Annotated in this window: 12 protein-coding genes and 2 pseudogenes; 6 read left to right on the top strand and 8 right to left on the bottom strand. The window is 47.6% G+C overall.

Going from position 1 to position 24022, the window contains the following annotated elements; all coding sequences use genetic code 11:
- Positions 1 to 554 precede the first annotated feature (554 nt).
- Positions 555 to 3851 carry an amidohydrolase family protein gene (locus tag ACYVB1_RS19465; protein ID WP_460925486.1) on the top strand — a complete coding sequence of 1099 codons (3297 nt, stop codon included), beginning with the start codon at positions 555 to 557 and terminating at the stop codon, positions 3849 to 3851.
- A gap of 191 nt (positions 3852 to 4042) precedes the next feature.
- On the opposite strand, the gene ACYVB1_RS19470 is transcribed toward ACYVB1_RS19465, so the two are convergent.
- Together ACYVB1_RS19470 and ACYVB1_RS19475 are read right to left on the bottom strand one after the other, a co-directional pair.
- Positions 4043 to 5203, bottom strand: a complete 1161-nt coding sequence (locus ACYVB1_RS19470) for an MFS transporter (RefSeq protein ID WP_460925487.1) — start codon at positions 5201 to 5203, stop codon at positions 4043 to 4045.
- A gap of 170 nt (positions 5204 to 5373) precedes the next feature.
- Positions 5374 to 6555 carry a serine hydrolase domain-containing protein gene (locus tag ACYVB1_RS19475; protein WP_460925488.1) on the bottom strand — a complete coding sequence of 394 codons (1182 nt, stop codon included), beginning with the start codon at positions 6553 to 6555 and terminating at the stop codon, positions 5374 to 5376.
- 125 nt (positions 6556 to 6680) lie between these two features.
- Between ACYVB1_RS19475 and ACYVB1_RS19480 the strand changes: the two genes are divergently transcribed.
- Positions 6681 to 7277: a DsbA family oxidoreductase gene (locus tag ACYVB1_RS19480; RefSeq protein ID WP_460925489.1), complete on the top strand. Its 597-nt coding sequence runs from the start codon at positions 6681 to 6683 to the stop codon at positions 7275 to 7277.
- Positions 7278 to 7397: 120 nt separating this feature from the next.
- Here ACYVB1_RS19480 and ACYVB1_RS19485 read toward each other — a convergent pair whose 3' ends face one another.
- From ACYVB1_RS19485 to ACYVB1_RS19495, 3 genes are all read right to left on the bottom strand, one after another.
- Positions 7398 to 8201 (bottom strand): tellurite resistance TerB family protein, encoded by an 804-nt coding sequence (locus tag ACYVB1_RS19485; RefSeq protein WP_460925490.1) that lies wholly within the window; start codon positions 8199 to 8201, stop codon positions 7398 to 7400.
- Between the two features lie 68 nt (positions 8202 to 8269).
- Positions 8270 to 9217 carry an NAD(P)-dependent alcohol dehydrogenase gene (locus ACYVB1_RS19490; protein WP_460925491.1) on the bottom strand — a complete coding sequence of 316 codons (948 nt, stop codon included), beginning with the start codon at positions 9215 to 9217 and terminating at the stop codon, positions 8270 to 8272.
- Between the two features lie 296 nt (positions 9218 to 9513).
- Complete coding sequence (locus tag ACYVB1_RS19495; RefSeq protein WP_460925588.1) at positions 9514 to 15273, bottom strand: immunoglobulin domain-containing protein; 5760 nt, start codon at positions 15271 to 15273, stop codon at positions 9514 to 9516.
- A gap of 67 nt (positions 15274 to 15340) precedes the next feature.
- On the opposite strand from ACYVB1_RS19495, the gene ACYVB1_RS19500 reads away from it, so the two are divergent.
- Positions 15341 to 15772, top strand: a complete 432-nt coding sequence (locus ACYVB1_RS19500) for a hypothetical protein (protein WP_460925590.1) — start codon at positions 15341 to 15343, stop codon at positions 15770 to 15772.
- Here the strand turns inward: ACYVB1_RS19500 and ACYVB1_RS19505 are convergent.
- Positions 15682 to 15915, bottom strand: a pseudogene (locus ACYVB1_RS19505) (hypothetical protein); the annotation flags it as partial. The gene ACYVB1_RS19500 and the pseudogene ACYVB1_RS19505 sit on opposite strands and share 91 nt — an antisense overlap.
- On the opposite strand from ACYVB1_RS19505, the gene ACYVB1_RS19510 reads away from it, so the two are divergent.
- Positions 15857 to 16195, top strand: a complete 339-nt coding sequence (locus ACYVB1_RS19510) for a hypothetical protein (protein ID WP_460925591.1) — start codon at positions 15857 to 15859, stop codon at positions 16193 to 16195. The pseudogene ACYVB1_RS19505 and the gene ACYVB1_RS19510 sit on opposite strands and share 59 nt — an antisense overlap.
- A 666-nt stretch (positions 16196 to 16861) precedes the next feature.
- Positions 16862 to 17098, top strand: a complete 237-nt coding sequence (locus tag ACYVB1_RS19515; RefSeq protein WP_460925492.1) for a hypothetical protein — start codon at positions 16862 to 16864, stop codon at positions 17096 to 17098.
- Positions 17099 to 17817: 719 nt separating this feature from the next.
- Here the strand turns inward: ACYVB1_RS19515 and ACYVB1_RS19520 are convergent.
- Both ACYVB1_RS19520 and ACYVB1_RS19525 read right to left on the bottom strand, forming a co-directional pair.
- A complete protein-coding gene (locus tag ACYVB1_RS19520) occupies positions 17818 to 23181 on the bottom strand; it encodes an Ig-like domain-containing protein (protein WP_460925589.1) in 5364 nt (1787 codons plus the stop codon).
- Between the two features lie 15 nt (positions 23182 to 23196).
- A pseudogene (locus ACYVB1_RS19525) lies at positions 23197 to 23439 on the bottom strand (hypothetical protein); the annotation flags it as partial.
- A 4-nt stretch (positions 23440 to 23443) separates the two neighbouring features.
- Here ACYVB1_RS19525 and ACYVB1_RS19530 point away from each other — a divergent pair.
- Complete coding sequence (locus ACYVB1_RS19530) at positions 23444 to 23707, top strand: hypothetical protein (protein WP_460925592.1); 264 nt, start codon at positions 23444 to 23446, stop codon at positions 23705 to 23707.
- Positions 23708 to 24022 lie beyond the last annotated feature (315 nt).

Here is a 24022-nt window from a genome sequence, read left to right on the forward strand (position 1 = left end):
ATGGCCTTGATAATCTGTGTCTCGGTAAACTTTGTCTTTTTCATTCCATTTAAAGTTAGTAGTTTTTACAACTTTTAAATGGCCGAACTTCAGGTAAGCCTACAAATGCCCCTGATTTTTCCCTTTGGTCGAAATGGCAAGTAATTTTGCTATGCTTTTTGACCGGTAGAAAGGACTGCCTGACATAAGGCATAAGACGTTCTGTCTTTGTCTTATATTTAGTTAAAAGACACATAGGCATAGAACACTGTCTCCGCTCACTTGCCTGTGTAAGCCCCACTGCACCTCCGCCTTTGCTGCGTCTTTTGACCAGCAAACAAGTTGTTGGTGAAAACGCACAGCAACGGCAACTGTAGTCAGCGGCAGCATTCACTCAAACATCAACTAAAACTACTTAAGCCTCACCAGCTCCACAGCAGTGAAGCGTTTTTGCTATTACCTGAACTCATACTGCCTGCCATGTGTCCTATACCCATCTGGTCCGGGCAGAAGGCTATTTTTTCTGCGGCCTAATCTCTAACTTTGAAAATACTAATCTAACATTCAACCTACACATGAATAAACGTACCTATCTGAGTATGTTACTGGCAGCAGCGCTGGCCCTCCCTATCGGCGCGGCTAATGCCCAGGACAAAAAAGAAGAAACGAAGTGGAAAGTGGAAGAAAACCACGGACCGCAGAAAGAAATCACCGTCACCACCAACGAAGGCACCTGGATGAGCTTGGACGTGAGTCCGGATGGCAAGGAAATCATCTTCGACATGCTCGGTGATATCTACAGCATGCCTATCAGCGGTGGCAAGGCAAAACTCATCCGGAGCGGCCGTGCTTATGAAGTACAGCCCCGTTTCAGCCCGAATGGCCAGTACATCTCCTTTACATCTGATGCAGGCGGTGGCGACAATATCTGGATTATGAAGCGCGATGGCTCTGATGCCAAGCAAATCACAAATGAGAGTTTCCGTTTACTCAATAACGCTGTCTGGACACCGGACGGTGAGTATCTCATAGCACGCAAGCACTACACCAACACCCGCTCCCTGGGTGCCGGCGAAATGTGGATGTACCACAGAAGCGGCGGTGCCGGTGTGCAGCTGACCAAGCGAAAAAACGACCAGCAGGATGCCGGGGAGCCTTTTGTATCACCTGATGGAAAGTATGTGTACTTCTCCGAAGACATGAGTGGCGGCTCCAACTTTGAGTACAACAAGGACCCGAACGGCCAGATCTACGTGATTCGCCGCGTAGACCGTAACACAGGAGAGATTGAGAATGTGGTGACTGGAAACGGCGGCTCTGTGCGCCCTGTTATCTCCCGCGACGGAAAGCAGATTGCCTTCGTGCGCCGCGTGCGTACCAAATCCGTTCTCTTCGTACACGACCTGAAAACAGGTGAGGAATGGCCGGTGTATGATAAGTTAAGCCACGACCAGCAGGAAGCCTGGGCTATCTTCGGTGCTTACCCTTACTTCTCCTGGACGCCAGACAACAAAAACATCGTGTTCTGGGCTGACGGTAAAATCAATAAAGTAGATGTAGCCACGAAGCAGGTAAGCAACATACCGTTTGAGGCCACCGCTACGCACCAGATTACGGATGCCGTGCGTTACGACCACAGCAAAACAGGCGTTTCTCCAAAGCAATTTGAAGCAAAGGCAATCCGCCATGCCGAAACTTCTCCGGATGGTAAGACCTTGGTGTTCAACGCAGCAGGGTACATTTATAAGAAAGAACTGCCAAACGGAAAGCCGGAGCGTATCACCAAAGGTCAGGACTTTGAGTTCTACCCATCCTTCTCGCCAGACGGAAAATCTATTGTCTACTCCACCTGGAACGACGACAATTTCAGCGGCCTGTACAAACTCGACATCCGCAAAAAGAACGCGAAGCCAACCAAACTGACGACAGAGAAAGGCTTCTACACAGAGCCTAAGTTCTCGCCAAATGGCAAGTTCATTGTGTACACCCGCGAGGGCGGTAACAACCACCAGGGCTACGTGCACAGCAAAGAGAAAGGCATTTATTATATGCCTGCCGACGGAGGCAAAGCGGTATTAGTGCAGGAGCGCGGCTCCTCTCCACAGTTCAACGCCTCTTCCGACCGTATTTTCTTCACAGCGCGTGAAGGCGATAAATACGCTTTCAAGAGCGTGGACCTGAATGGCAAAGAGGAGCAGACGCATTATACCTCCAAGTATACTGACCAGTTCTACCCAAGCCCGGACAACAAGTGGATTAGCTTTGTAGAACTGTTCAACGGGTACGTAGCTCCTTTTTCCACAAACGGCAACGGCCTCGACCTAAGCGCCGATACCAAAGCTGTACCTGTTGCCCGCTTTACCCGCGACGCTGGTACCAGCATCCACTGGTCGGCCGACAGCAAGAAAATTAATTGGGTGCTGGGGGATGAGTATTACTCCAACGACCTGAAAGATCGCTTCACCTTTGTTCCTGGTGCGCCGGATAAATTGCCTGCCATCGACACAACTGGGTCTAAGATTGGTCTGGTGCTGAACACAGATATTCCGGAAGGCAAAGTAGCCTTCACCAACGCTCGCATCATTACCATGAAAGGCGATGAAGTGATTGAAGCCGGAACAATTGTAGTAGACGGCAACCGCATTGTGGCAGTTGGCAAAAATGTGCAAGTGCCGAAAGATGCCAAAGTGATTGATGCTAACGGCAAAACCATTATGCCGGGCATTGTGGACGTACATGCACACCTGGGCACTTTCAGGTTAGGTATGAGTCCGCAGAAACAGTGGTCTTACTATGCGAACCTGGCCTATGGCGTGACAACTACCCATGACCCTTCTTCTACTACTGAGATGGTATTCAGCCAGTCAGAAGCAGTGAAGTCCGGTGCTATGATTGGCCCGCGCATCTACTCTACCGGTACAATTCTTTATGGTGCCGACGGTAACTTCAAAGCAGTCATCAACAGCATAGACGATGCCCGTTCGCACCTGCGCCGCCTGAAAGCCGTTGGAGGATTCTCTGTGAAGAGCTATAACCAGCCTCGCCGCGAGCAGCGCCAGCAGGTAATTCAGGCTGCCCGTGAACTGGACATGAGCGTGTACCCGGAGGGTGGTTCCACCTTCTTCCATAACATGACGATGATTTTGGACGGCCACTCCGGCGTGGAGCACAACATTCCGGTAGCGCCGCTTTATAAGGATGTAATTGAGGTTTGGAAAGCTTCTCAGTCGGGCTACACTCCTACTTTGATTGTGAACTACGGTGCTGTGAATGGTGAATACTACTGGTACCAGAACACCAATGTCTGGGAAAAAGAGCGCCTGTTGAAGTTCACCCCACGCTCCGTTATAGATGGACGTGCCCGTTTTGTGACGCAGGTGCCGGATGAGGAATACAAGAACGGCTACTTCAAAACCTCAGAAGCCTGTAAGGTATTAACCGACAACGGCGTGAAAGTAAACCTGGGCGCACACGGACAGCTGCAGGGCTTAGGCGCACACTGGGAGCTGTGGATGCTGCAGCAAGGCGGAATGACGAACCATGAAGCCCTGCGTGCTGCTACACTGAACGGTGCTGAGTACATTGGCATGAGCAAAGAAATCGGCTCGCTGGAGGCAGGCAAACTGGCCGACCTGATTGTTTTGGACGCCAACCCGCTGGAGAACATCCAGAACTCGGAGCACGTGAAGTACACGATGGTAAACGGTCGCCTGTACGATGCCGCTACGATGGCCGAAACCGGTAACTACGACAAAAAACCCGGCAAATTCTGGTGGGAAAATGACCGCTACGCCACCGCTTTCGACTGGCATGAAGGCACCGACACCCGCTTCGAAGGCATCGCCGGAGAGCACTGCACCTGCCGCCATTAAGAATTATAAAGTTTGATGATAACAAAACAGCCACCTCATTTGGGGTGGCTGTTTTTATTTGTACGGCTGAAGTTAAAAACCTCGCAGCGTGCGCAGCTCCTGCGAGCGTTTGATGCAACGGCTTTTGCCTTGTAGCCGGCAAGACACTCGCAGGAGCTGCGCACGCTGCGAGGTCTATGCGACTCCTGCTCCTATTCTATGGTTTTAGATTTCGTGGCAACTACAGCAACAGCCAATCCCATAGCCGCGATAACAGTAAAGGAAATCCGCAGGCTGGTGGCCCCTGCTATAAAACCAATCAGCGGTGGCCCTAACAAAAAGCCAAAGAAACCAATAGTGGACACAGCAGCCAATGCCACTCCCGGCGACATCACTTTCGATTTCCCTGCTGCACTATATACCAAGGGCACCACCGCTGACACACCCGCTCCTACCAGTAAAAAACCCAGAATGGCAGTATACAAATGAGGTAGCAGCACAGCAATCAGCAGTCCGGAGGCGGTGAGGGTACCGCTTGCCTGCAAGATGCGCTGCAAACCAAAGCGTCTTGTAAAGAAGTCTGCTACAAAGCGTGTGCCGGCCATGGTGCACATAAAAGCCGTATAGCCAGCACCAATCCAGGCTCCTTCTGCTCCTATTACCTTATTAAAGTACACGCCGCTCCAGTCGAACATGGCGCCTTCGCAGATCATCGCAAAGAAACAGATGATGCCCAGGTCAATCAGCGACTTGTCCGGCATGACAAAGATGGGCTTGTCCCCATCCGTATTCACGTCTTTGCGCAGCACAAAGCGAGCGGCAACCGCAATGGTTATATAGGAAATGAACATAATCAGGAGGAAATGGTGAAACGGGGCTACGCCATTCCCAATCATCAGGGTACCGATAGCAGCCCCGGTAAACCCGGCCAGGCTCCACATCCCGTGAAAAGAGGCCATAATGGACTTCTGATACAAATCCTCCACACCTACCCCTTGTGTGTTAACAGAAATGTTCATCAGGTTTCCGGCAAAGCCGAACACGAACAAAGCAATTACCAGTTGCAACGTAGTCTCTGAATAGCCAATCGCTACCAAGGTAGTGCTGTAAAGGATGCCTGCAAATATAAGCACGCTGCGGCTCCCTGTTTTAGCAATTACCCACCCCGCTACAGGCAGCGAAAGCAGCAGTCCTATTGGCAATGCCAGCAGCACACCACCCAGCTCCGCTTCTGACAGACCCATCTGCTGCTGTATGGTGGGTATCCTGGAACCCCAGCTGGCAAAGGACAGCCCCTGCAAGAAGTAAAAGCAGCCCACCGCAACACGGTACACAAGTTTAGAGTGGCGTTGAGCAGGTAAAGAAGTGAGCATCAGAAATTAATTAATAGCTGTCAGTTTCATGTATCAGCTGATGTTACGCATAAAGCAAGGCTTTCGGGAAGGCCCCCTTTACAGGGAGGCAACACTGCATTCATAGGACTGAACTGTCACAAAACAATTTATTACGGTGAATGAGCAACGATGAACGAATAAGAAGCAAATTACTTCACTGCCTCCAGGACCCGCTTAAACAGCTCATCCTGCTTACCGTCGTGCCAGCGCCACACTATTACAATGTCGTGCTCAGGGTCCACCCAAATAGTATTTTGGCCTGCGCCCAAGGCGGCATAACTGGTAGTGGGAGCATTTGGCCAGGCTTTGCCCTCCGTGTTCAGCCACCACAGATAACCGTAATCCGGGCCAACAGGACCTCGCCTGGTAGTCGCTTCTTCTACCCATGCCTCCGACACCAGTTGCTTGTCTTTCCAGCGGCCGTTGCGCAGGAACAGGTAGCCGAAGCGGGCCTCGTCGCGGGTGTTAATCCAGAGGCCCCCGCCCCAGCGCGTACCCCCGCTCACAGATGGCATTTCTGTGCCGTTTATTTTCACCTTTGAATTGCGGTAAGGCACCCAGCGCCACGTATCTGAAGCATTGATCGGGTCCATGATTTCATCCTCCAGCACCTCCGGCAAAGGCTTTTCCCACACGCGCAGCAGCGACAGGGCCAGGCGGTTAATACGCACGTCGTTATATTCATAGTAGGTGCCCGGCTCTTGTAGTTCACGGGGTTTGCGTTCGCCGCGGCCATACTCTTCTTTGCCAACAAAGTCGTGCTTTTTACCCCACAGCTCTCCTTCCCACTCTGTTGTCTGCCGGGCATGATGCTCCCAGGTAACCTTACGGTTCTGTTCTGATTCGTAGCCACCGTCTTTTACATACTTGGCTACCGGGTCGTAGATACTCTCTATCATTCCCTTGTCTATTGTGAGACCCAGGATAGTGGATAAAAAGCTTTTTGCGACGCTGTAGGTTGGGTCAGGACGCTTGGTGTCGCCCCACTCCGCCACGATATACCCATCCTTAAGAATGATTCCGTTCGTTTCAGCCCTGTCAGCGGGCAGTGGACCGAGCATCTTTCCGAAGATTTCCTCCTGTGTGGAAAAATCTTTCGGCATCTGTGCTGTTTCCTGTGTTTTGGCCCATGCTACTGATTCCTGCAGCTTCGCTGCATCCAGGCCTAGCTCTTCCGGGTTGCGGCGTTCCCAATCGTCGCCCTCGCCGGGATAGTAAAAGGTAGTGGCAGTTTGTGAGACCGCCTGTGTAGTGGTAGTCTGTTGAGGTTGCTGTTGGCACGAAAGCAGGCTTGCTGCCAAGGCCAACAACAGTATTGAATGACGAAACATAGTTATATGGTAATTTGAGGGCCTCAATCTACTAAAAATTAGCTGTATATACCTCTATGTCTAAACAAAGGGGAAACAAATTGGAGTCCAGGTGGTACTAACAAGTACAAACTAGATAATGACACATGCTACAGATAAAGGTATACTCAGACTATGTTTGCCCTTACTGCTTTTTCGGGGAAGTGGTGCTGGAACGGGCTTTAAGAGGTATAGAAGACAAAGTAGAACTGGAGTGGATGCCCTTTGAGTTACGCCCATATCCTAACCCCACGCTTAAACCGGAAGAAAACTATTTGCAGACAACCTGGCAAAACTCAGTGTACCCGATGGCGGAGCAACTGGACATTAACATTGTGCTACCTAAAGTATCGCCACAACCACACACGCACCGGGCTTTTGAAGGCTACCAGTACGCTAAGGAAAAAGGACTTGGAGAGGCTTATACCCACCGTATGTTTACTGCCTTTTTTCAGGAAGAGCAGGACCTAGGAGACATAGAGATACTGACCAGGCTGGCAAAAGAAGTCGGCCTGGATGAAGAGGAATTCAGAGCAGCGGTTGAATCAGGCAAGTACAAAAAAGCACACCTGAAAGCCCTGCGCCATGCTTATGAAGAGGTAGGCGTAACTGCAGTGCCCACCTTTATCATCGGCAATAAAAAAGTGCGCGGGCTATTGCGTGAAGAAGACCTGCGCAGGTTAATTGAACAGGAACTGGAGTAGAAGCAGCAGGTACTCCGCCTTGCAACGAAGGCGAAGTACCTGCTGCTTTGGAATGTGTTTTCCCAGCAATGGAAGAAAGCCTCAGGTTGCTACAAGTTGTGTTGCGCTGTCCTTAGCTGCTTACCATCCTGAACCGCTGCGCCTGCCACCTCCAAGTATGCCTCCCAGCAGGCCACCCAGACCTCCGGAGCGCCGCATGTTGCCGTAGCCCCTTCTGCCGTTAAGGCCTCCCAGGATGGAAACGATAGAGCCGAGTCCGCCTCCGCTGCGGTACATGCCGCCGCCCATCATGCCACCACCTAATAGGCCTCCGAGCAATCCGCCGCCCATCATACCGCCACCATAACCATACCGGCGCCGGCGCCCGCCGCTCAACAACGACGCGATAACCAGGGGAGCCGCAACACCTAAAATACCCTGCACCATTTGTGGAGAGATACCGGCATTCTTGAACATGTCGCCAAAGCCATTCTTGTTCAGGAACGACTGTGAGGTAGGGTCTTCCCCCTGCTTCTGTGCCTCATCAGCTTTGTTGACATACTGCTCTAAGATGCTGTACTGTTTCTGGTTTACCTGCAGGTAATCGGCCATGCGCTGAATTTCCTTCTGCTCTTCCGGTGAATAATGCCCATCTGCTTTGGCGAAGCTGATGATATCAGTAATGAAGGAGAACCGCAACTGACTGTCCTTCAGCACATCCAGGCACTTCTGCACATTTATCTGCGACGGGTTTTTAGCGATTTGCAGCACCTCCTGGTGTACATTTTCCGGAAGTTCTGCGGCCTCGCTCATCAAGCTTAAAAACTCCAGTTCCTCCTCTGTTGTTTTCCCATCTGCCGAGGCCATCGTGGCCAAAGCTCCAAAATAGGCTCCTTTTTCCTCTATTGAGTAGTCTTTTAATAAATTCGTCTGTTCCTGTTCCATAGCTTTTAACAGTTATTATATTTTGTACCTGCTATCTTATACGTACCTGTTACTTCCTGTAGCAGTTCCTACTCCACCACTAGCACTATTTTACCGGCAGCATGCCCTTCCTCGCTGTAGCGGTGTGCTTCTGCTGCCTCGTGGAGCGGGTATTCCCTGTCCACCACCGGCTTTACTTTGCCTGCTTCTATCCAGGCAGCAATCAGCTCCAGGTCCTCCCCTTTCTCATCAGCAACCAGCATTTTCAGCTTTTTATCAGAAAAAACAGATAAAGCATACCCAAGCGCTACGTCTTTGGGGTTAGGCACAGTCGTGACATAGCGCCCATTTTTGCAAAGGCTGTCTTTGCTGTCCAGGTAGGTACTTTTGGCTACTGCATCAAAGATGATGTTATAGCAGTCTTTTATCTCTGTGAAGTCTTTTGCAGTATAGTCTATCACCCGGTCTGCGCCCAGGCTTTTTACCAGCTCGATGTGGTCGGTGCTGCATACACCCGTTACCTCTCCGGCTCCCAGTGCTTTGGCAATCTGCACGGCAAAAGTGCCTACGCCACTGGAGGCCCCGTTGATAAGTACCTTTTCGCCCTGTGCCAGTTCGCCTTTGTCGCGCAGTGCCTGCAAAGCCGTAAGGGCAGTCAGGGGCACGGCAGCCGCCTGCACGTAGTTCAGGTTCTCCGGTATGGGTACAACTGCTTTTTCTGAGATTATTGCATACTCTGCAGCAGCTCCTCCCAAACCTGTATCCAGCATGCCGAACACACGGTCTCCGGGTTTGAAAGTTCTCACGCTTTCCCCTACAGCTGTTACCTCGCCGGCAATGTCGTGGCCCGGTATCTTTGGGAAATTTAGGCCGGACACTGGCAGCAAGTGGCCCGAGCGCACTTTCCAGTCTACAGGATTTACACTGGAGGCATGCACCCGCACCAGCAGTTGATCCGCTTTTACCTCTGGCGTTGGTTGCTCTCCATACTGCAGCACATCAGCATCACCGTACTTTTCATAAAAAATCGCTTTCATAGCATGTTGTGTGTCTGTTCAAACTCTGCTTTACGACCGAACGCTTCGTGTGTTCACGGTATATGGGTTTTGCCATCTCAAATAAGGCTCTGGAGCTTTCAAGCGGCATTTTCCATGGGTAATAACAAGCGATAAATAAGAAGGCTCACCTTAGCCAGGGAATGCAACCTCATGAAATCATTGAATTGCAGGTACCTGAGCGCACAGCCTGTGCATAATAAAACAGGTGTAAAAGCAAAAAGCCGGGTAAAATACCCGGCTCTTTCAACTCTAAACTCTATTAACTTCTTAATTCATTATTCTTTCACCATTTTGATGAACTGAGTATAGCCACCAATCTGCGTTTTGATGATGTAGAGGCCGTTCGGCAAGCCTGCATCCAGTTTCAGCTTTTCGGTAGTGAAGCCTCGCTCTACCTGCACCTTCCGCTCCATCAGCTGCTTGCCAACCGCATCGGTTACTACAATCAGCATCTCGCCACTTGTCTCCGAAGCAATATCGAGTGTTACCTCATCATGGAACGGGTTCGGGAAGGCAATCACCTTGCTTGCCACCTTGCCAAATGTCACCATTTTTGGCCCGAAGAACTCGAAGGTTCCGCTGTGGTCAATTTGCTTCAGGCGATAGTAGCGTGTGCCAGCTTTGCCGTTCTCCTTATCAGTGAACTTGTACACCTGCTTGGTATTGGAGTTACTGTTCTTGCTCGGCACAAACGCCAGCGGTCTGTAGTTCAATCCATTCTCCGACACCTGCACCTCAAAGCCCTTGTTGTCCTGCTCCGACGCCGTGGCCCACTCCAGCAGCACATCGTTGCTTTGTTTGCTGGCCTTCAGGTAAAGGATTTCGACTGGGAGAGGAGTGATACTACCGGTCTCAAGAGTCAAGGCATTATAGCAGTTAGTCCCATCATTCCTTGGTTGGATTTCTACTTTCACTTTGAGTTCTCCTTGCTCAACTGAAGCTATAACGAAATCATCAGTTGGTGAATTGGCAGTATGCGTTGCTTCTAGTACCCAGGCCATTGTTGTTTCATCCCACACATACCACTGATATATTACTGCTGTACCTCCTCCTATCTCAGTTTCGGCAGTAAAAGTAGCTGGTTCATTAATCAACACCGGATCTGGGTTAACAAGCAATTTAGCTGCAGCTGTTATCATTGGATTTACTGTAAGCATTACCGCATCAGATGTTACAGTACTGCAAGCACTACTACCAGTTATGCGCACACTGTACAGCGCTTCATCAGCCTCTGTTGTGGAAAGAATAGTATAACTATTTTCTGTTGCACCAGATATTTCTGCACCATTCTTCAACCACTGATAACCAATGTCTGTGCCAGTTGCTGTTACATTAAATGTTGCCCCTGTGCCGACACAAACAGCCTGTGGCTTTGGCTGGGCAGAGATAGCCGGTGGTGTATCCACAGTAAGTGCTACTGCATCAGAGGTAAGTGTACCACACGTGCCAGTTACTCTTACACTGTAGCTTCCTGCATCCGCTGTCGTCACTGCCTGTATAGAATAAGAACTTGCAGTTGCACCCGTTATAGTGCTTCCATCTTTCAACCACTGGTATGTTAAGTTTGTACCAGTGGCTGTAACATTGAAAGAGGCTTGCTGACCTACACAGAGAGCCTGAGGCTGTGGCTGGGCAGAGATAGTTGGTGGCGTATACACTGTGAGCGCTACTGCATCAGAGGTGAGAGTACCACACGTGCCAGTCACTCTTACACTGTAGCTTCCTGCATCCGCTGTTGTCACTGCCTGTATAGAATAAGTACTTGCAGTTGCACCTGAAATTTCTGCACCATTCTTCAACCATTGGTAACCTACGCTTGTACCAGTGGCTGTTACACTGAAGGATGCTGTCTGACCTACACAGAGCGTCTGAGGCTGCGGCTGGGCAGAGATCCTTGTTAAAGGATTGACTACAAGCGTTGCTTTATTCGATTCGGCAGACGTAGTGCAAACAGAATTTGTACCGTTGCTAACAACTACATAGTAGTTACCTGCGTCAGTTAAAGCCAGGTTAGAGATAGTAATGGAATTTGTCGTAGCACCGCTTATTTTACCTGAGCTGTTCGTCAATAAGGTAGGAGTGGTTCCAGCCTTGTACCAGGCATAGCGCAGGTCAGTACCTGTTGCCGTTATACTAAACGTTACACTACCTGCTTCACATCTTTCCACCGGTGTTGGGAGAGAGGAAGTTATGACTACAGGCTGATGCACTTTTAGCTCAACAGTGTTAGAAACTGTTTTACCAGCACACTTGCCTCCCACATAATTGTCAACGTCAGATGTAAAGTTTATATGTATCTTATCTCCATCTATGAAGCTACCTATAGCTGTACCTGCCGGATTATAGGTAAAGCTTATGGTGTTTGAACCATCATAAGGGAGGGTGTTCAACGTATAAGTAGTTTTATCTCTTGTCAGGATGAACTGTAATTCCAAATCGGCTACTGCCCAATAATCAAAGTCCCCATCCAAAGTGGCCGTCAGAGTTACCGGGCCACTTGTACACATCGGGTTTGGCGACACTGCGAGGCTTACCTCATAGTCAGGTAAATCAGCGCTGTACATTCTGTAGGACACCTGGTCTTTCAGCTCCGCATCGCAGAGCGTTCCTGACACCTTAACGTTATAGTAGTCCTGAGATGAGAGACCGGCATCACTTGTTAAATACTCACCATTCTTTCTGTTTTGTGTTTCATTCTTTTGCCACTGGTAAGAAAACTTGCTTGGGTCTACTCTTTCTCCGCCCGTAACAATAGGCTGAAAGTACCTGTATCCCTGCTCTTTTACGAGCTGTGATGCCTCAGCAGGATATGGGTAATCAGGATTCCACACAGGCAAGTTACCAGCCCCCTTCTGTATCAGGGCACCACTCGCATCCACCGGTTCTCCTTTTGCATTAACAAGGTACGGATAAACTATATTGGCGTCTCTGTACACAAACGCTTCAAACTCAACATTCTCACCCTGGCAGAATGGGTGTGGCTTGGCCTTGATGATAACTTTATAGGTGGACTGTTTGATTGTTACTGTCACAGGGTCTGAAGTATTACTACAGGTACCATCGGAATAGGTATATGTAACTGTAAATGTACCAGCTCCTAAAGTACAAGAAGAGAAGGTAGCACTAGTAGACACAGTCTGTCCGGAAGCATTCTTTACTGTAAACCTGCCACTTGAATTAGAAGGGTTGGCCTGCAGTGTAAAGCTAGTCTCACCTGTATAGTGGACAGCTGCCAGGTTTGTAATAGTTGGCTTCTGAGGCAGCGGGTTTACAGTAATTGTATGAACAGCAGACACGCTAGCCTGGCAAGTACCAGAACTGACAACTCTCCTATACCTTGTTGTTAGAGTTAAGGCAGGTGCCTGATAGTCTTTTAGATTATTAGTACCTGCTGCAGAACCCCATGTAGCATTATCTGTACTTTGCTGCCACAGGTAAGTGTACCCTCCATAACCACCAGATGGAGTTGAACCTGTTATTTGACCTGGCTGGGAGTTGAAGCACACTGACGTTGGGCCTGAGATTGTGTTATTAGAAATTGCAGGTACAACAGTTACCGCTATGACTTTATCACTGGCTACAGGTGCAGCACAAACCCCTGATGTTACTGTACGTCTGTAATAAGTAGTGCCGGCAGTGGTGGTTGGTGGTGTATAAGCAGCCGTGTTATTTGTCCCACTTGCAGAAGTCCAGGAGCCTGTTCCTGTTGAACTTTGCTGCCATGTATAACCATAATTTGTCCCATCCCCGCCACTAACTGTACCTGTTATAGCTGTAGCAGGGCTATTCTCGCAGTAGCTGTAGATAGTGGGGCCAATTAGCGAGTTCACTATACCTGGAAGTACTGTAACCTTAAACTCGTTACTTTCAACATTTGTACAAGCACCTGAAGTAACGATACGTTTGTAGTAGAAATCACCAGCTTGTGCAGTGGAAGGCACATAAGTTGCTAACGTAGCCCCACTTATTGTTCCCCAGGTACCGCTCTCACCGGCTTTTACCTGCCATGTATAAGCATAAGTTCCAGTACCTCCACTCACAGTACCATTTAAAGCGGTAGCAGTGGCATTCTGGCAGTAGCTTGAGGTTCCGGAAATAGTATTAGCAGTTATAGATGGCGTCACTACTACGGCCAAAACATTACTGTTACTTGAGCATGACTCAGAGGTGACAACGCGGCGGTAGTACATCGTTCCGCCAGTCGCTGTAGAAGGGGTGTAGCTGGCTTGCGTGTTGGTACCTGTAGCAGCCGTCCAAGTTGACGTCTCCGTGTTGGTAGTGCTCTGCTGCCATAGGTACGTTTTATCAGTAACTCCTCCGGTCACCTCTCCTCCCAGTGCGGAAGCTGCTGCATTCTGGCAGTAGCTTTGCGTGCCTGATATGGTGTTGGCAGTTATAGATGGAGTCACCGTTACAGCGATTTCTTCGCTTGTACTTGAGCAGTTACCTGAGGTAACTATGCGGCGGTAGTACGTCGTACCGGCAGTCGCTGTAGAAGGGGTATAGCTAGCTTGCGTGTTGGTGCCTGTAGCAGCCGTCCAGGTTGACGTCTCCGTGTTGGTAGAACTCTGCTGCCAAGTATAGCTGTAGCTACCAGTCCCGCCACTTAAGGTCCCGCTAGTTGTCAAAGCAGAAGCAGGTGCATTTTGGCAATAAGCTTGTGTACCTGCAATAGTGTTACCAGTAAGAGAAGGCTGCACCGTTAGAGACACAATGTTACTTTCTATAGGTGCACAGGAACCAGAAGTAACAATACGTTTATAATAATAAGTACCAGCAGTTGTTGATTGTGGTGTATAATCACTCCCATTACTTACACCAGGAGCTGCTGCCCAGGCACCATTAGTTCCAACGCGCTGTTGCCATGCATAAGTATAAGAACCCTGACCACTACCACCTGTTACCGCATCGCCTGTTATGGTTTGAGCAGGGCTATCCTGGCATATTGTCTGGTTTGCAGAAGTTAGGGTGTTAATTATCTGTGGCAGCACTGTTATCTTTATAACATCACTCTCTACTGCACAGCTACCTACTGTAGTTATTCTTCTGTACCATCTATCTCCTGTATGAGCACCCAACTCCAGGTCTTTATCTTTTGCACCTGTGATATTGTTGAAGACGCCACCTTCTGTAGCCTTTACCTGCCACTGATAGCCTGGTTCACCACCGGCAGTTGACTGAGCAATTTCCCCGATAAGTGGTGCCGGTTCTTCATTGTAGCATACCGTCTGATGGTCTCTGATACTAACATAGTTTAGGATTGTCTGCTCAACAGTTATAACACCTGATGTAGAAGAACAAGCATTACCGTCTGTTATTTGAGTTACTTTAACATAGTAACTCCCGGCTCCAACGTTTATCTCTCTTGTAGTAAATATTGGGGCTGTATCATCAGCGGTATTAAACCATTCAAAGGTGTAGCCATCGCCATCTACAGCGGTCAAGGTAGCGGTACCAGTACAATAATAAGTTACTTTTCTATTATCTATTATCTGCCCTTCCAGAATAGAGGCCACAGGCACAGCTGTAACTTTAACAGCAACAGGCATACTGCTATCCACACAACTTCCGGATTTTACTGTTCTTCTATAATAGGTGATAGTTGTTTCTTCAACAGTTTGTGTAGTTGGCTGGTAATCCTCCAGGTTATTCGTACCACCTGCTTTTGTCCACGGTCCTGCATCACTTGAACTTTGCTCCCACAGGTATTCAATATCAGTATCTCCTTCTGCGGGACTTCCATCCAAAGCGGCTATAGCACCACCGGAGCATACAGTCTGATTAGAGGTAGCAATGGTATTGTTTGTTATAGCAGGCGTAACAGTTACAGCTACAGAATTGCTCTCGCTCTTACAACCGCCAGAAGTAATGGTTCTTCTGTAGTAGACTGTGCCGGGTGTAGTCGTGCCTGGGGTGTAAGCTTCCTGATTATTTTGGCCATCTGCTGGTTGCCAATCACCTGTACCCGTATTGCTTTGCTCCCAGAAGTATTCTTTTGCAGTGACACCTCCTGTTATAGTGCTATTAAGGGCCACTGCTTCTGCATCCTGGCAATAATTAACCGGAGTTGAAATTGCCTCCTGCCTAAGGGTAGGCGTTTCTGTGATCGTAACTGAAGCAGAGGTTTTTGGGCATTCATTAGATCCTGTTACTCTTACTGCATACGTACCAGGGGCAGTAACAGGAAAGCTTGGTGCATCAGCACCAACTGGAGTAGTAGACAGATCAGCATTTACGATAAGCCACTGGTATGAATATGATGCCTCATCACCTGGATCAACTGCCGAGAGAATTAAACTACCGCCCTGGCAATATGCCGTTTCTCCTGGTTTAATCGCTGCAATAGGTGTAGCCTTCACAAGAACGTCCATTGTTGTTATGCCCTGTACACCAGAACCACAGTCATTTGTTGCGCTTACACTTATAGTAATTGTGCCAGAAGCTTCTGGAGAAATTCTTAAAATTTTAGAGTGTGGGATGTTGGGTACAGAAACAAGAGTCACACCATTTAATGAAGAAACACTCCAAATATAATTTGTAAATCCTGATCGTACTGAATATGTAACCTCTCCTCCGGCACAAACTTCCGCCTCACCTGTAATGGGCTCATGGCTAAAGTTGGGACGCACCGATAACGTAGCGGAAGATGAGGTGCCACCGCCAGGTCCTGGATTCACTACGGTTAATGCTAAATCTCTTTCACTGGCTAAATCAGCGGCAGTAATATCCGCTTCTAAACTCGTAGCACTAATAAATTTTGTAGTTCTGTCATTTCCGTTAACTTGTACTACTGATGTACTTATAAAACTTGTACCTGTTACGGTTAGAGTAAAGGCAGCATCGCCCTCTGTTTTACAATTTGTAGAGAGGTTGGAAATTGTTGGGCTGGGGTTTGAAACAGTGAAAGCTGTACTTGTTGCAGAGGTTAATGTACCACTTGTGGCTTCAAGAGTATAACCTGTTCCTGCCTTGTCAATGTTTAAGTCCGAAAAGGTTGCAACGCCTACCGATGCAGTGACTGTTCTTGTACCGTTCAAAGTACCTCCGCCAGCATTGTTCTTAATGGCAACAGTAACGGACGCATTGGATGATGTAACGGTGTTTCCAAACTGGTCCTGTACAGCTACGGCAGGCTGAGGATTCAAGCTTTCATTGATAAGTGCACCTCCAGGTTGCGTAGTAAAACCTACCTTTCTGACAGCACCTGCTTTTTGGGACAATATCTGATCGAGTGTAGCAGGTAAGCCTGCTACTACTGCACCATTTGTTAAACTAAAGGAGATTTTTCCCGAACCAGGTATGTTTCCACCATTCAAGGCCATAACTTCAACTCCACTTATAGTTACTTTATCGCGTTGATTCGTTTTATCTACCGTGAAAGGAATGGAAATTGTAGTTGTTGTTGGGTATGTAACATTTTGATTAACAACTGACACATTTGTACCAGAGTTACCCGTTGTGGAAAGTCCATTAACTACAGTTACGGTAACACTACCCTGCTTGAAAACCCAACCAGATGGAGCTGTCAATACAAGGTTACCGCCGCTAGAAAAATCTCCATCAAGGTTTTCAAGTATCACAATATCCCCTACCCGAGTGTAAGCAGGTGTTGTAAGCGTAGCATTGGCAGCTAAATCGGCAGAAACTGGAAAAGTCCCTCCTCCTGAAACTGTTACGCCAACGGCCGCCCAAACATACAATGAGGTTGCCAAAAACAGCAACAAGATACCTGCCGGAACAGTGTATCTCCTTGAACTAAAAAAATACACAATAAACTTTGTAAAATTCTTTTGCATAGAGAATAGGGTTAGAGTTTTGAAGCCTGTTGCCAGGGTAGATGTGGTATTAAAGAATCTTTAAGTTTAACAATAGCTGCATTTTGCTTTACAGAGGGGCATAAGAGGCTGAGCTATGTACTTTAAAGCTGGGTTGATTAGCTTTAATTACATGGCTTGTTGACCTAAAAATGAACTGGCTAAATGATTAGGCGGTAGAGATAGGCATGTTCAGGTATATCTTTGTTCTCAAAGCTTTATCCTTCATATTTTGTCACTTTTTAGTTCTACAACGAGTTAAAGGTAATAAAAAGAATATTTAATAATATGTATATTTAAATTATTATTTATTTTTTTTACCTGCTGCCTCCAACAAAACAGGATCCAATTAGATAACAGGACAGTATTATTTTACACTAAAACGGTAAAAGATGTAGTGGTTTGAGAAGGAGAAGAAACTAAAGCGCTTTGGAATGAATGTGTGATATTATAAACTGATATAAGACAACTAATAGATTATTTTATTCATTAAAGTTTTGTGCTCGGGTTGAGTTTTATGGGGAGAACAATCAAAGGTTTCGTTCTCCAAAGATTCAAAACAGGGGCCGCTCGCATGAAAGCCTTCCTCCATACAGCGCCATCCCGTTGATTTGATACAGGAGATGCTACTCTGGTATGCTTCCTTGCACCGGTGCTGTAGGTGCACTGTTGAACGTATCGCCAACGCATATTCTTTAAAAGCAAAAGAGCCGGGTAAAATACCCGGCTCTTTCAGCTTTAAACCCTATTAGTTTCTTTGATGCATTATTCTTTCACCATTTTGATAAACTGGGTGTAACCATTAATCTGTGTTTTGATGATGTAGAGGCCGTTCGGCAAACCCGCGTCCAGTTTCAGCTTCTCGGTAGTGAAGCCTCGCTCTACCTTCACCTTTCGCTCCATCAGCTGCTTGCCAATGGCATCGGTTACTACAATCAGCATCTCGCCATCCGTCTCCGAAGCGATATCAAGTGTTACCTCATCATGGAACGGGTTCGGGAAGGCAATCACCTTGCTCGCTACGGCATCAAACGTCACCACTTTCGGACCGAAGAACTCAAAGGTTCCGGCATGGTCAATCTGCTTCAGACGATAGTAGCGTGTGCCGCTCTTGCCATTCTCCTTATCCGTAAAGGCGTACACCTGTTTGGTATTGGAGTTGCCATTCTTGCTTGGCACGAACCTCAGCAGTCTGTAGTTCAAGCCGTCCTCAGACACCTGCACCTCGAAGCCTTTGTTGTCCTGCTCCGACGCCGTCGCCCATTCCAGCAACACATCGTTGCCTTGCTTGCTGGCGTTCAGGTAGATGATCTCTACTGGGAGAGGAACTACACCGATGTTGGTTAAGACAAACATTTGACATGTTCCATCAGTTGTTAACACCTCCGCCATTATTTCCAGATCCTCAGTGGGGTTATCAACAATCAGTGTATTAGTAGTGCTGGCTCCGGTATAAGTCCATGGATTCTCGGGTGAAGCAGCTGTCCTGGTGTACCATCTGAAGATTGGATTTGCTCCATAACTTTCAGAATATTCTGATGCTACCACTATCCACTGGTCCAGGTCATCATCTGTCCAGGTAACGGTCAGGTCACCATAAGCTGTTATGGTTGGCTCTTCTGCTTCGATAGTTGCACTGCCTGTCATTTCTATAGTGCAAAGAGGTTCTGTATCATAATCTGCTCTTACAGTATAGGTACCTGGTATGGTTTGTTCCCTAAACTCAATAGGAGTTCCTGCTGTAAAAGTACCAGCCTCTATTGTCTGCACCCAGTCTGTGACTCCATCCACTGTTCGCCACAGCGTGTAATCCACTCCTGCTTCAGAGCCAGAAAGCGTGATTGGGAAGTTCTCAGGAACGGTTTCACAGTAGCTACCACCACCTGTAACTGTGAATTGGGTTAATGCTGGTCTGATAGTCAGGGTTCCTAGCAGCACAAGTATATCTTCGCACCCATTTGAAACTGTCACATTCACATCATAAACACCTGGTGTAGAAGTAGCAGGACTGCTGAAGGTTATACTTCCATTTGAAGTTGTTTCTGTATAAGTCACAACTCCAGATTCATTTGTTAAAGTCCAAGTGTAGCTTAGAGCTGCAGGGCCCGTTTTAGTAGCAGAAACAGAGTAGCTTACTTGCCCGTCTAAGCAGATTACATCAGAATCCGGTGTAGCCGTTGCCGATATGATATCATTAACTCTTATAGTGATAGGAGCAGATACATTTGTTCCGGCACATTTGGTACTGGCTTGGTATGAATCAACATCAGATTTAAACCTCAGGAACACCTTATCTCCGTCTATAAAGCCACCCGCAACAACAGCAGTAGCATCAGTACTTAACTCAACTGTATTTGTTCCTGAATATGGTACAGTTCCTAAAATGTATTCAGTCTTATCTCTTGTTAACACAAACTCAAACTGCGTATTAGCAGTGCTCCAATCAAACGTGCCAAGTGTTGCTGTGAGAAGCACAGCATCTCCTTTACATATAGGATTTGGACTAGCGGCCAATGTTGCTGTGTAACCAGGTATCTCTGCGCTGTACATCCTGTTTGAATTCAACACAAGTGGTATATCGCATGCAGTGCCTTCTACGCGAACACTATAATAATCTTGCGAAGACAAACCAGCATCAGTAGTTGTAGGTTGGTCATTTTTTCTTTCGTTCTTATCATTTTTTAACCACTGATACGTTACGCCAGATAAATTAGCGGTTGGCACCCCTTCTTTGACTATAGGCTGGAAGAATCTGTAAGCCAATAGTTTTATAGATTCTGGTGTATTCTCAGGGAATGGATATTTGTCATTTGCTACAGGGAATTTACCCGCTCCTTGCTCAATAAGGTTGCCTGCTTTATCTACAGGTTCACCTTTTTCATTCACCAGGTATGGGTAAATAATATCCCCTTCAGCAAGATCTCTGTACACTGTAGCTGTATAAGTTACATTTGTTCCCTGACAGAAAGGATGCGGATCCGCTTTGATAACAGCTCTGTAGGTTGATTGCACTACATTTACCTGCACTTGTGCTGTACTTGTACATCCTGCTGAGTTTTTATATGTATAGGTGAGTGTATGTATACCCACTCCAGCCGCACAAGGAGAGAAGGTAAAGCCTGCACTAACACTTCCGCTTACACCCGGTCCGGTAAACGTGCCTCCTGTAGGATTTCCTGCAAGTGCAATACTACTTTGCCCTGTATAATAAGTAGCGCCATCCGTCACACCTGAGATGCTGGCAGGAGTAAGCGGATTCACTGTCACAGACACAGGTTCGCTGGTGTTGGAGCAACCGCCGCCGCTCACTATTCTTCTATAGTAGAAGGTGGTAGCAGTAGTTACTGTCTGCACCGGAGGAGTGTAGGAAGCAGCTGTAGCCCCAGAAATTTCTGACCAGGCGCCTGATGTACCTATTCTTTGCTCCCACTGGTACTGATAAGGCGTAGCGCCACCAGCAAGACTAGTACCTGATGCCTGACCAAGTGCCGCAATGGTACCTCCAGAACATACTGTCTGATCGCTTGCTATGGTGTTGCCAGTGATTGCTGGGTTCACAGTAACCTGAACTGCAGCTGACATATTGCTTATACAGTTGTTGCCATTGATAGCTCGGACAGTATAGCTACCAGACTGGGTAGCAGAATATGTTGAAGTTGTGGCCACTTGTACGTTATCTCTATACCATATAAAGCTGGTGCCAGTATCAGAATTACCAGTTAACAACAATGCACTTCCCTGGCAGAGCGTTGTTGAACCAGTGTATGTGATAGAAGCTGTCGGTAATGGATTTACAGTTACAGCTACAGGCTCAGATGTTGTCGCACTACAGTTGAGAGAGGTGCTGGTGTCTGTTACCCGCACTGTATAATTACCACTCTCAGTAGCCTGATAGGTTTGGCTGGTGCCATCTACAGCAATCTGTGTAGAGCCGTTAAACCATTGGTAGGAATATGTTCGTCCTTCCGGAGCAGAGGGAGCCTGTAATAGCACCGATTCGTTTTGGCAGAAAGTTGTTGGGCCTGTAGCTGTGATAGTAGCGTCAGGAGTCGGATCAACGTCCACTACCGTGGCCGCAGATATGTTACTACAGGTAGTGGCTTCTACAATTGCCTGTACTGTATAACTGCCGCTTTCCCTGGCAGTAAATGCAGCACCTGTTCCCACCTGCGCTCCATCTCTGAACCAGACAAAGCTTGTGCCAATATCAGATACAGCATTAAGTGTTACAGAGCCGCCCTCACAGAAAGCAAGGGGGCCATCTGTCTGAATCGTAGCTGTTGGGAGTGGGTTAACAGTAACCGTTACAGGCTCTGACTGTACCATGCAGCGGTTATTCGTAACCTGAACATAGTAAGTACCTGCTAGGCTGGCAGTATAGCTACTTCCGGTTGCGCTTAGTTGGCCAGTTCCTTCCAAATACCATTGATAAGTATAACCCGTTCCTTCTGGCGCATTCAATACAACCTCACCTCCCTCACAGAAAGTTGTTTCTCCTTGTGGAGTAATAGTGGCTGTTGGTAGCGGTTTGACGTTAAGTACTACAGCATCGGCCGCTTCGTTACATCCTGCTACTGTGCTGCTGGTTGTAAGGGAGATAGTCGCATCGCCTGAACCTGTTGCCACTACAGTTGCTGTTGCTACACCCGTGGTAGTGTCATAGACAGGGTTTTGAATCGCAAAGTTTGTGTTATCGGAACTCCAGACAGCTGTGCCGCCAGAAAACGTACCACTGACAGAAAAACTGGTGCTACCATCAGCCTCAGCACATAAGGATTGTGGATCCCCGCTGATACTGGCCGTTGGCTGAGGGTTTACAGTTACCTGTAAGGGATCAGAAAGTCTTACACATTCATTCTCAATACTGGTTTCCGTGATTTCTACCTGGTATGTACCTGTAGTAGTAACGGTGTAGCTACTGCCTATTTCACCAACTATTGTCACATTATCTTTTATCCAACGGTACTCATAGGTTTGGCTTTCCGGAGGTAAAATCGCATCTAACTGCAATGCTCCGCCCTCACAAAATTCTGTGGGACCTGTATAGGTAAAAATGGCAAACTCCAAAGAGCCTTCTCTTACCACAGTTCCAACAGACGTACTTTCGCAAAGAGTCACTGTGTTGATTACCCTCACTGTATAGGTACCTGGGTCAGCGGCTTCAATGCTTCGGTTATTACCACCTACTACAGTTGTACTGCCATTCTGCTCTAAGCGCCACTCATAACTGTACGTACTGCCATCCGGAGCCTCCGGCGCGTTTAGTACTACTGATTCTCCTGCACAAAGATCAGTAGGGCCCGTTGCTGTAATGGTCGCCACAGGCAACTGGTTCACTATTACTTCTACCGAGGCAGAAGTAGCAGTACAGTTGTTGCTGCCGGTTACCTCAACATAGTAATTTCCTGGTGTAGAAGTAGTAAAGCTAGCATCTGAATCCAACACCGTAGTGCTTCCTTCAGCAAACCACCTGTAAGTATAGCCTTCACCAGACGTGGCATTCAGAGTTACAGAGCCGCCGGCGCAGAACTCAGTTGAAGATGCCGGAGTTATTTCAGCTGTTGGCAGTGGGAGTTCTGTTACGGTAGTAGGCTCAGACATTGTGCTGCAGCCATTTCGGGTAACTTGTACTCTATAATCACCTTCTGCGCTTACAGTTAAAGTACTTGACGTTCCATTCTCTAGTGCTGAGTCATTAAGAAACCATTGGTAAGTATAGCCAGTTCCGGTTTCTTGTGCAGTAAGTGTTGTGGAGCCACCTGCACAATAAGTGGCAGTAGCACCTTCTGCAATAGTAGCTGTTGGTAATGGGTATATAGTTATACTGGTTTCGCCTGATATGGCTGTACAGCCTGCGCTGCTTTTTACTCTTACACGGTATTTACCAGAGGCACCTGCAGCATAAGAGTTGTCAGTAGTATAGTCTTTAACGACTGTTCCATTAAGCAACCACTGGTAAGTAGCTCCTTCTACTGGTGTTGCTGTAAGAGTGATTGGGCTCCCCACACAGGATTCCGTAGTACTAGGAGCTTCAATTACAGCTGTTGGGAGCGGGTTAACAGTAACAGTTATAGAAGAAGGGGGACCAGGTTTACCACACTGGTTGTAGGCTACCAGTGAGATTACCACTGTACCTGCAGTACTTCCGAAATTGACACGTACACTTCTTGTATCTCCTCCCGAAGCGATAGCAGCATCTCCCGAATCAATTCTCCATTCATATCTACTTACACCTGAATTAGTAGATACAGCGTAATTAACACCAGTTTGGCCCACACACACAGAAGAAGTTCCGGATATACCTTGTGTTATTAATGACAATACCTGTTTAGAAAAAGGCTCAGACACCCCATTATTGCTAGCAGGAGTAGGATTTGTGACAACCACGTTTTTGTTACCAGAAGTAGCTAAGGCTTCTGCTGACAAAGTAGCTGTTATAGTGGTAGAGCTTTCAACAATGGCTGTTACAGAAATACCTCCAAAAGTAACGGTAGCACCGGAAACAAAATTCTCACCAGTGATTGTCACTGGTGTTGCTGGATCACCAGCAGATAAACAACCACTAACTGCAGTTATAACAGGTCGGGGATTATTTACAGTAAAAGTATTACTTGTAGCAGCCGTCAATGTACCGCTGGAAGCTATCAATGTATAGCCTGTTCCGGCTTTGTCAATATTCAAATCAGAGAAAGTCGCTACACCGCTAACCGCATCAACTGTTGCAGTACCACCCAAAACTCCATCCCCTGGAGGATTTGTTCCAATCGTAAGCGACACTTGTGAGGTTGCAGTTGTCACTGTGTTGCCAAACTGGTCCTGTATAGCTACAACAGGCTGTGGATTTAAGCTTGCATTAATAAGTGCTCCACCAGGTTGCGTCGTGAAGCCTACTTTTCTGGCAGCGCCAGCCACTTGTGATAATGCTCTATCGATATTAGTAGGCAGACCTGATACAACAGCATTATTAGAC

This window comes from Pontibacter brevis, assembly GCF_054779655.1.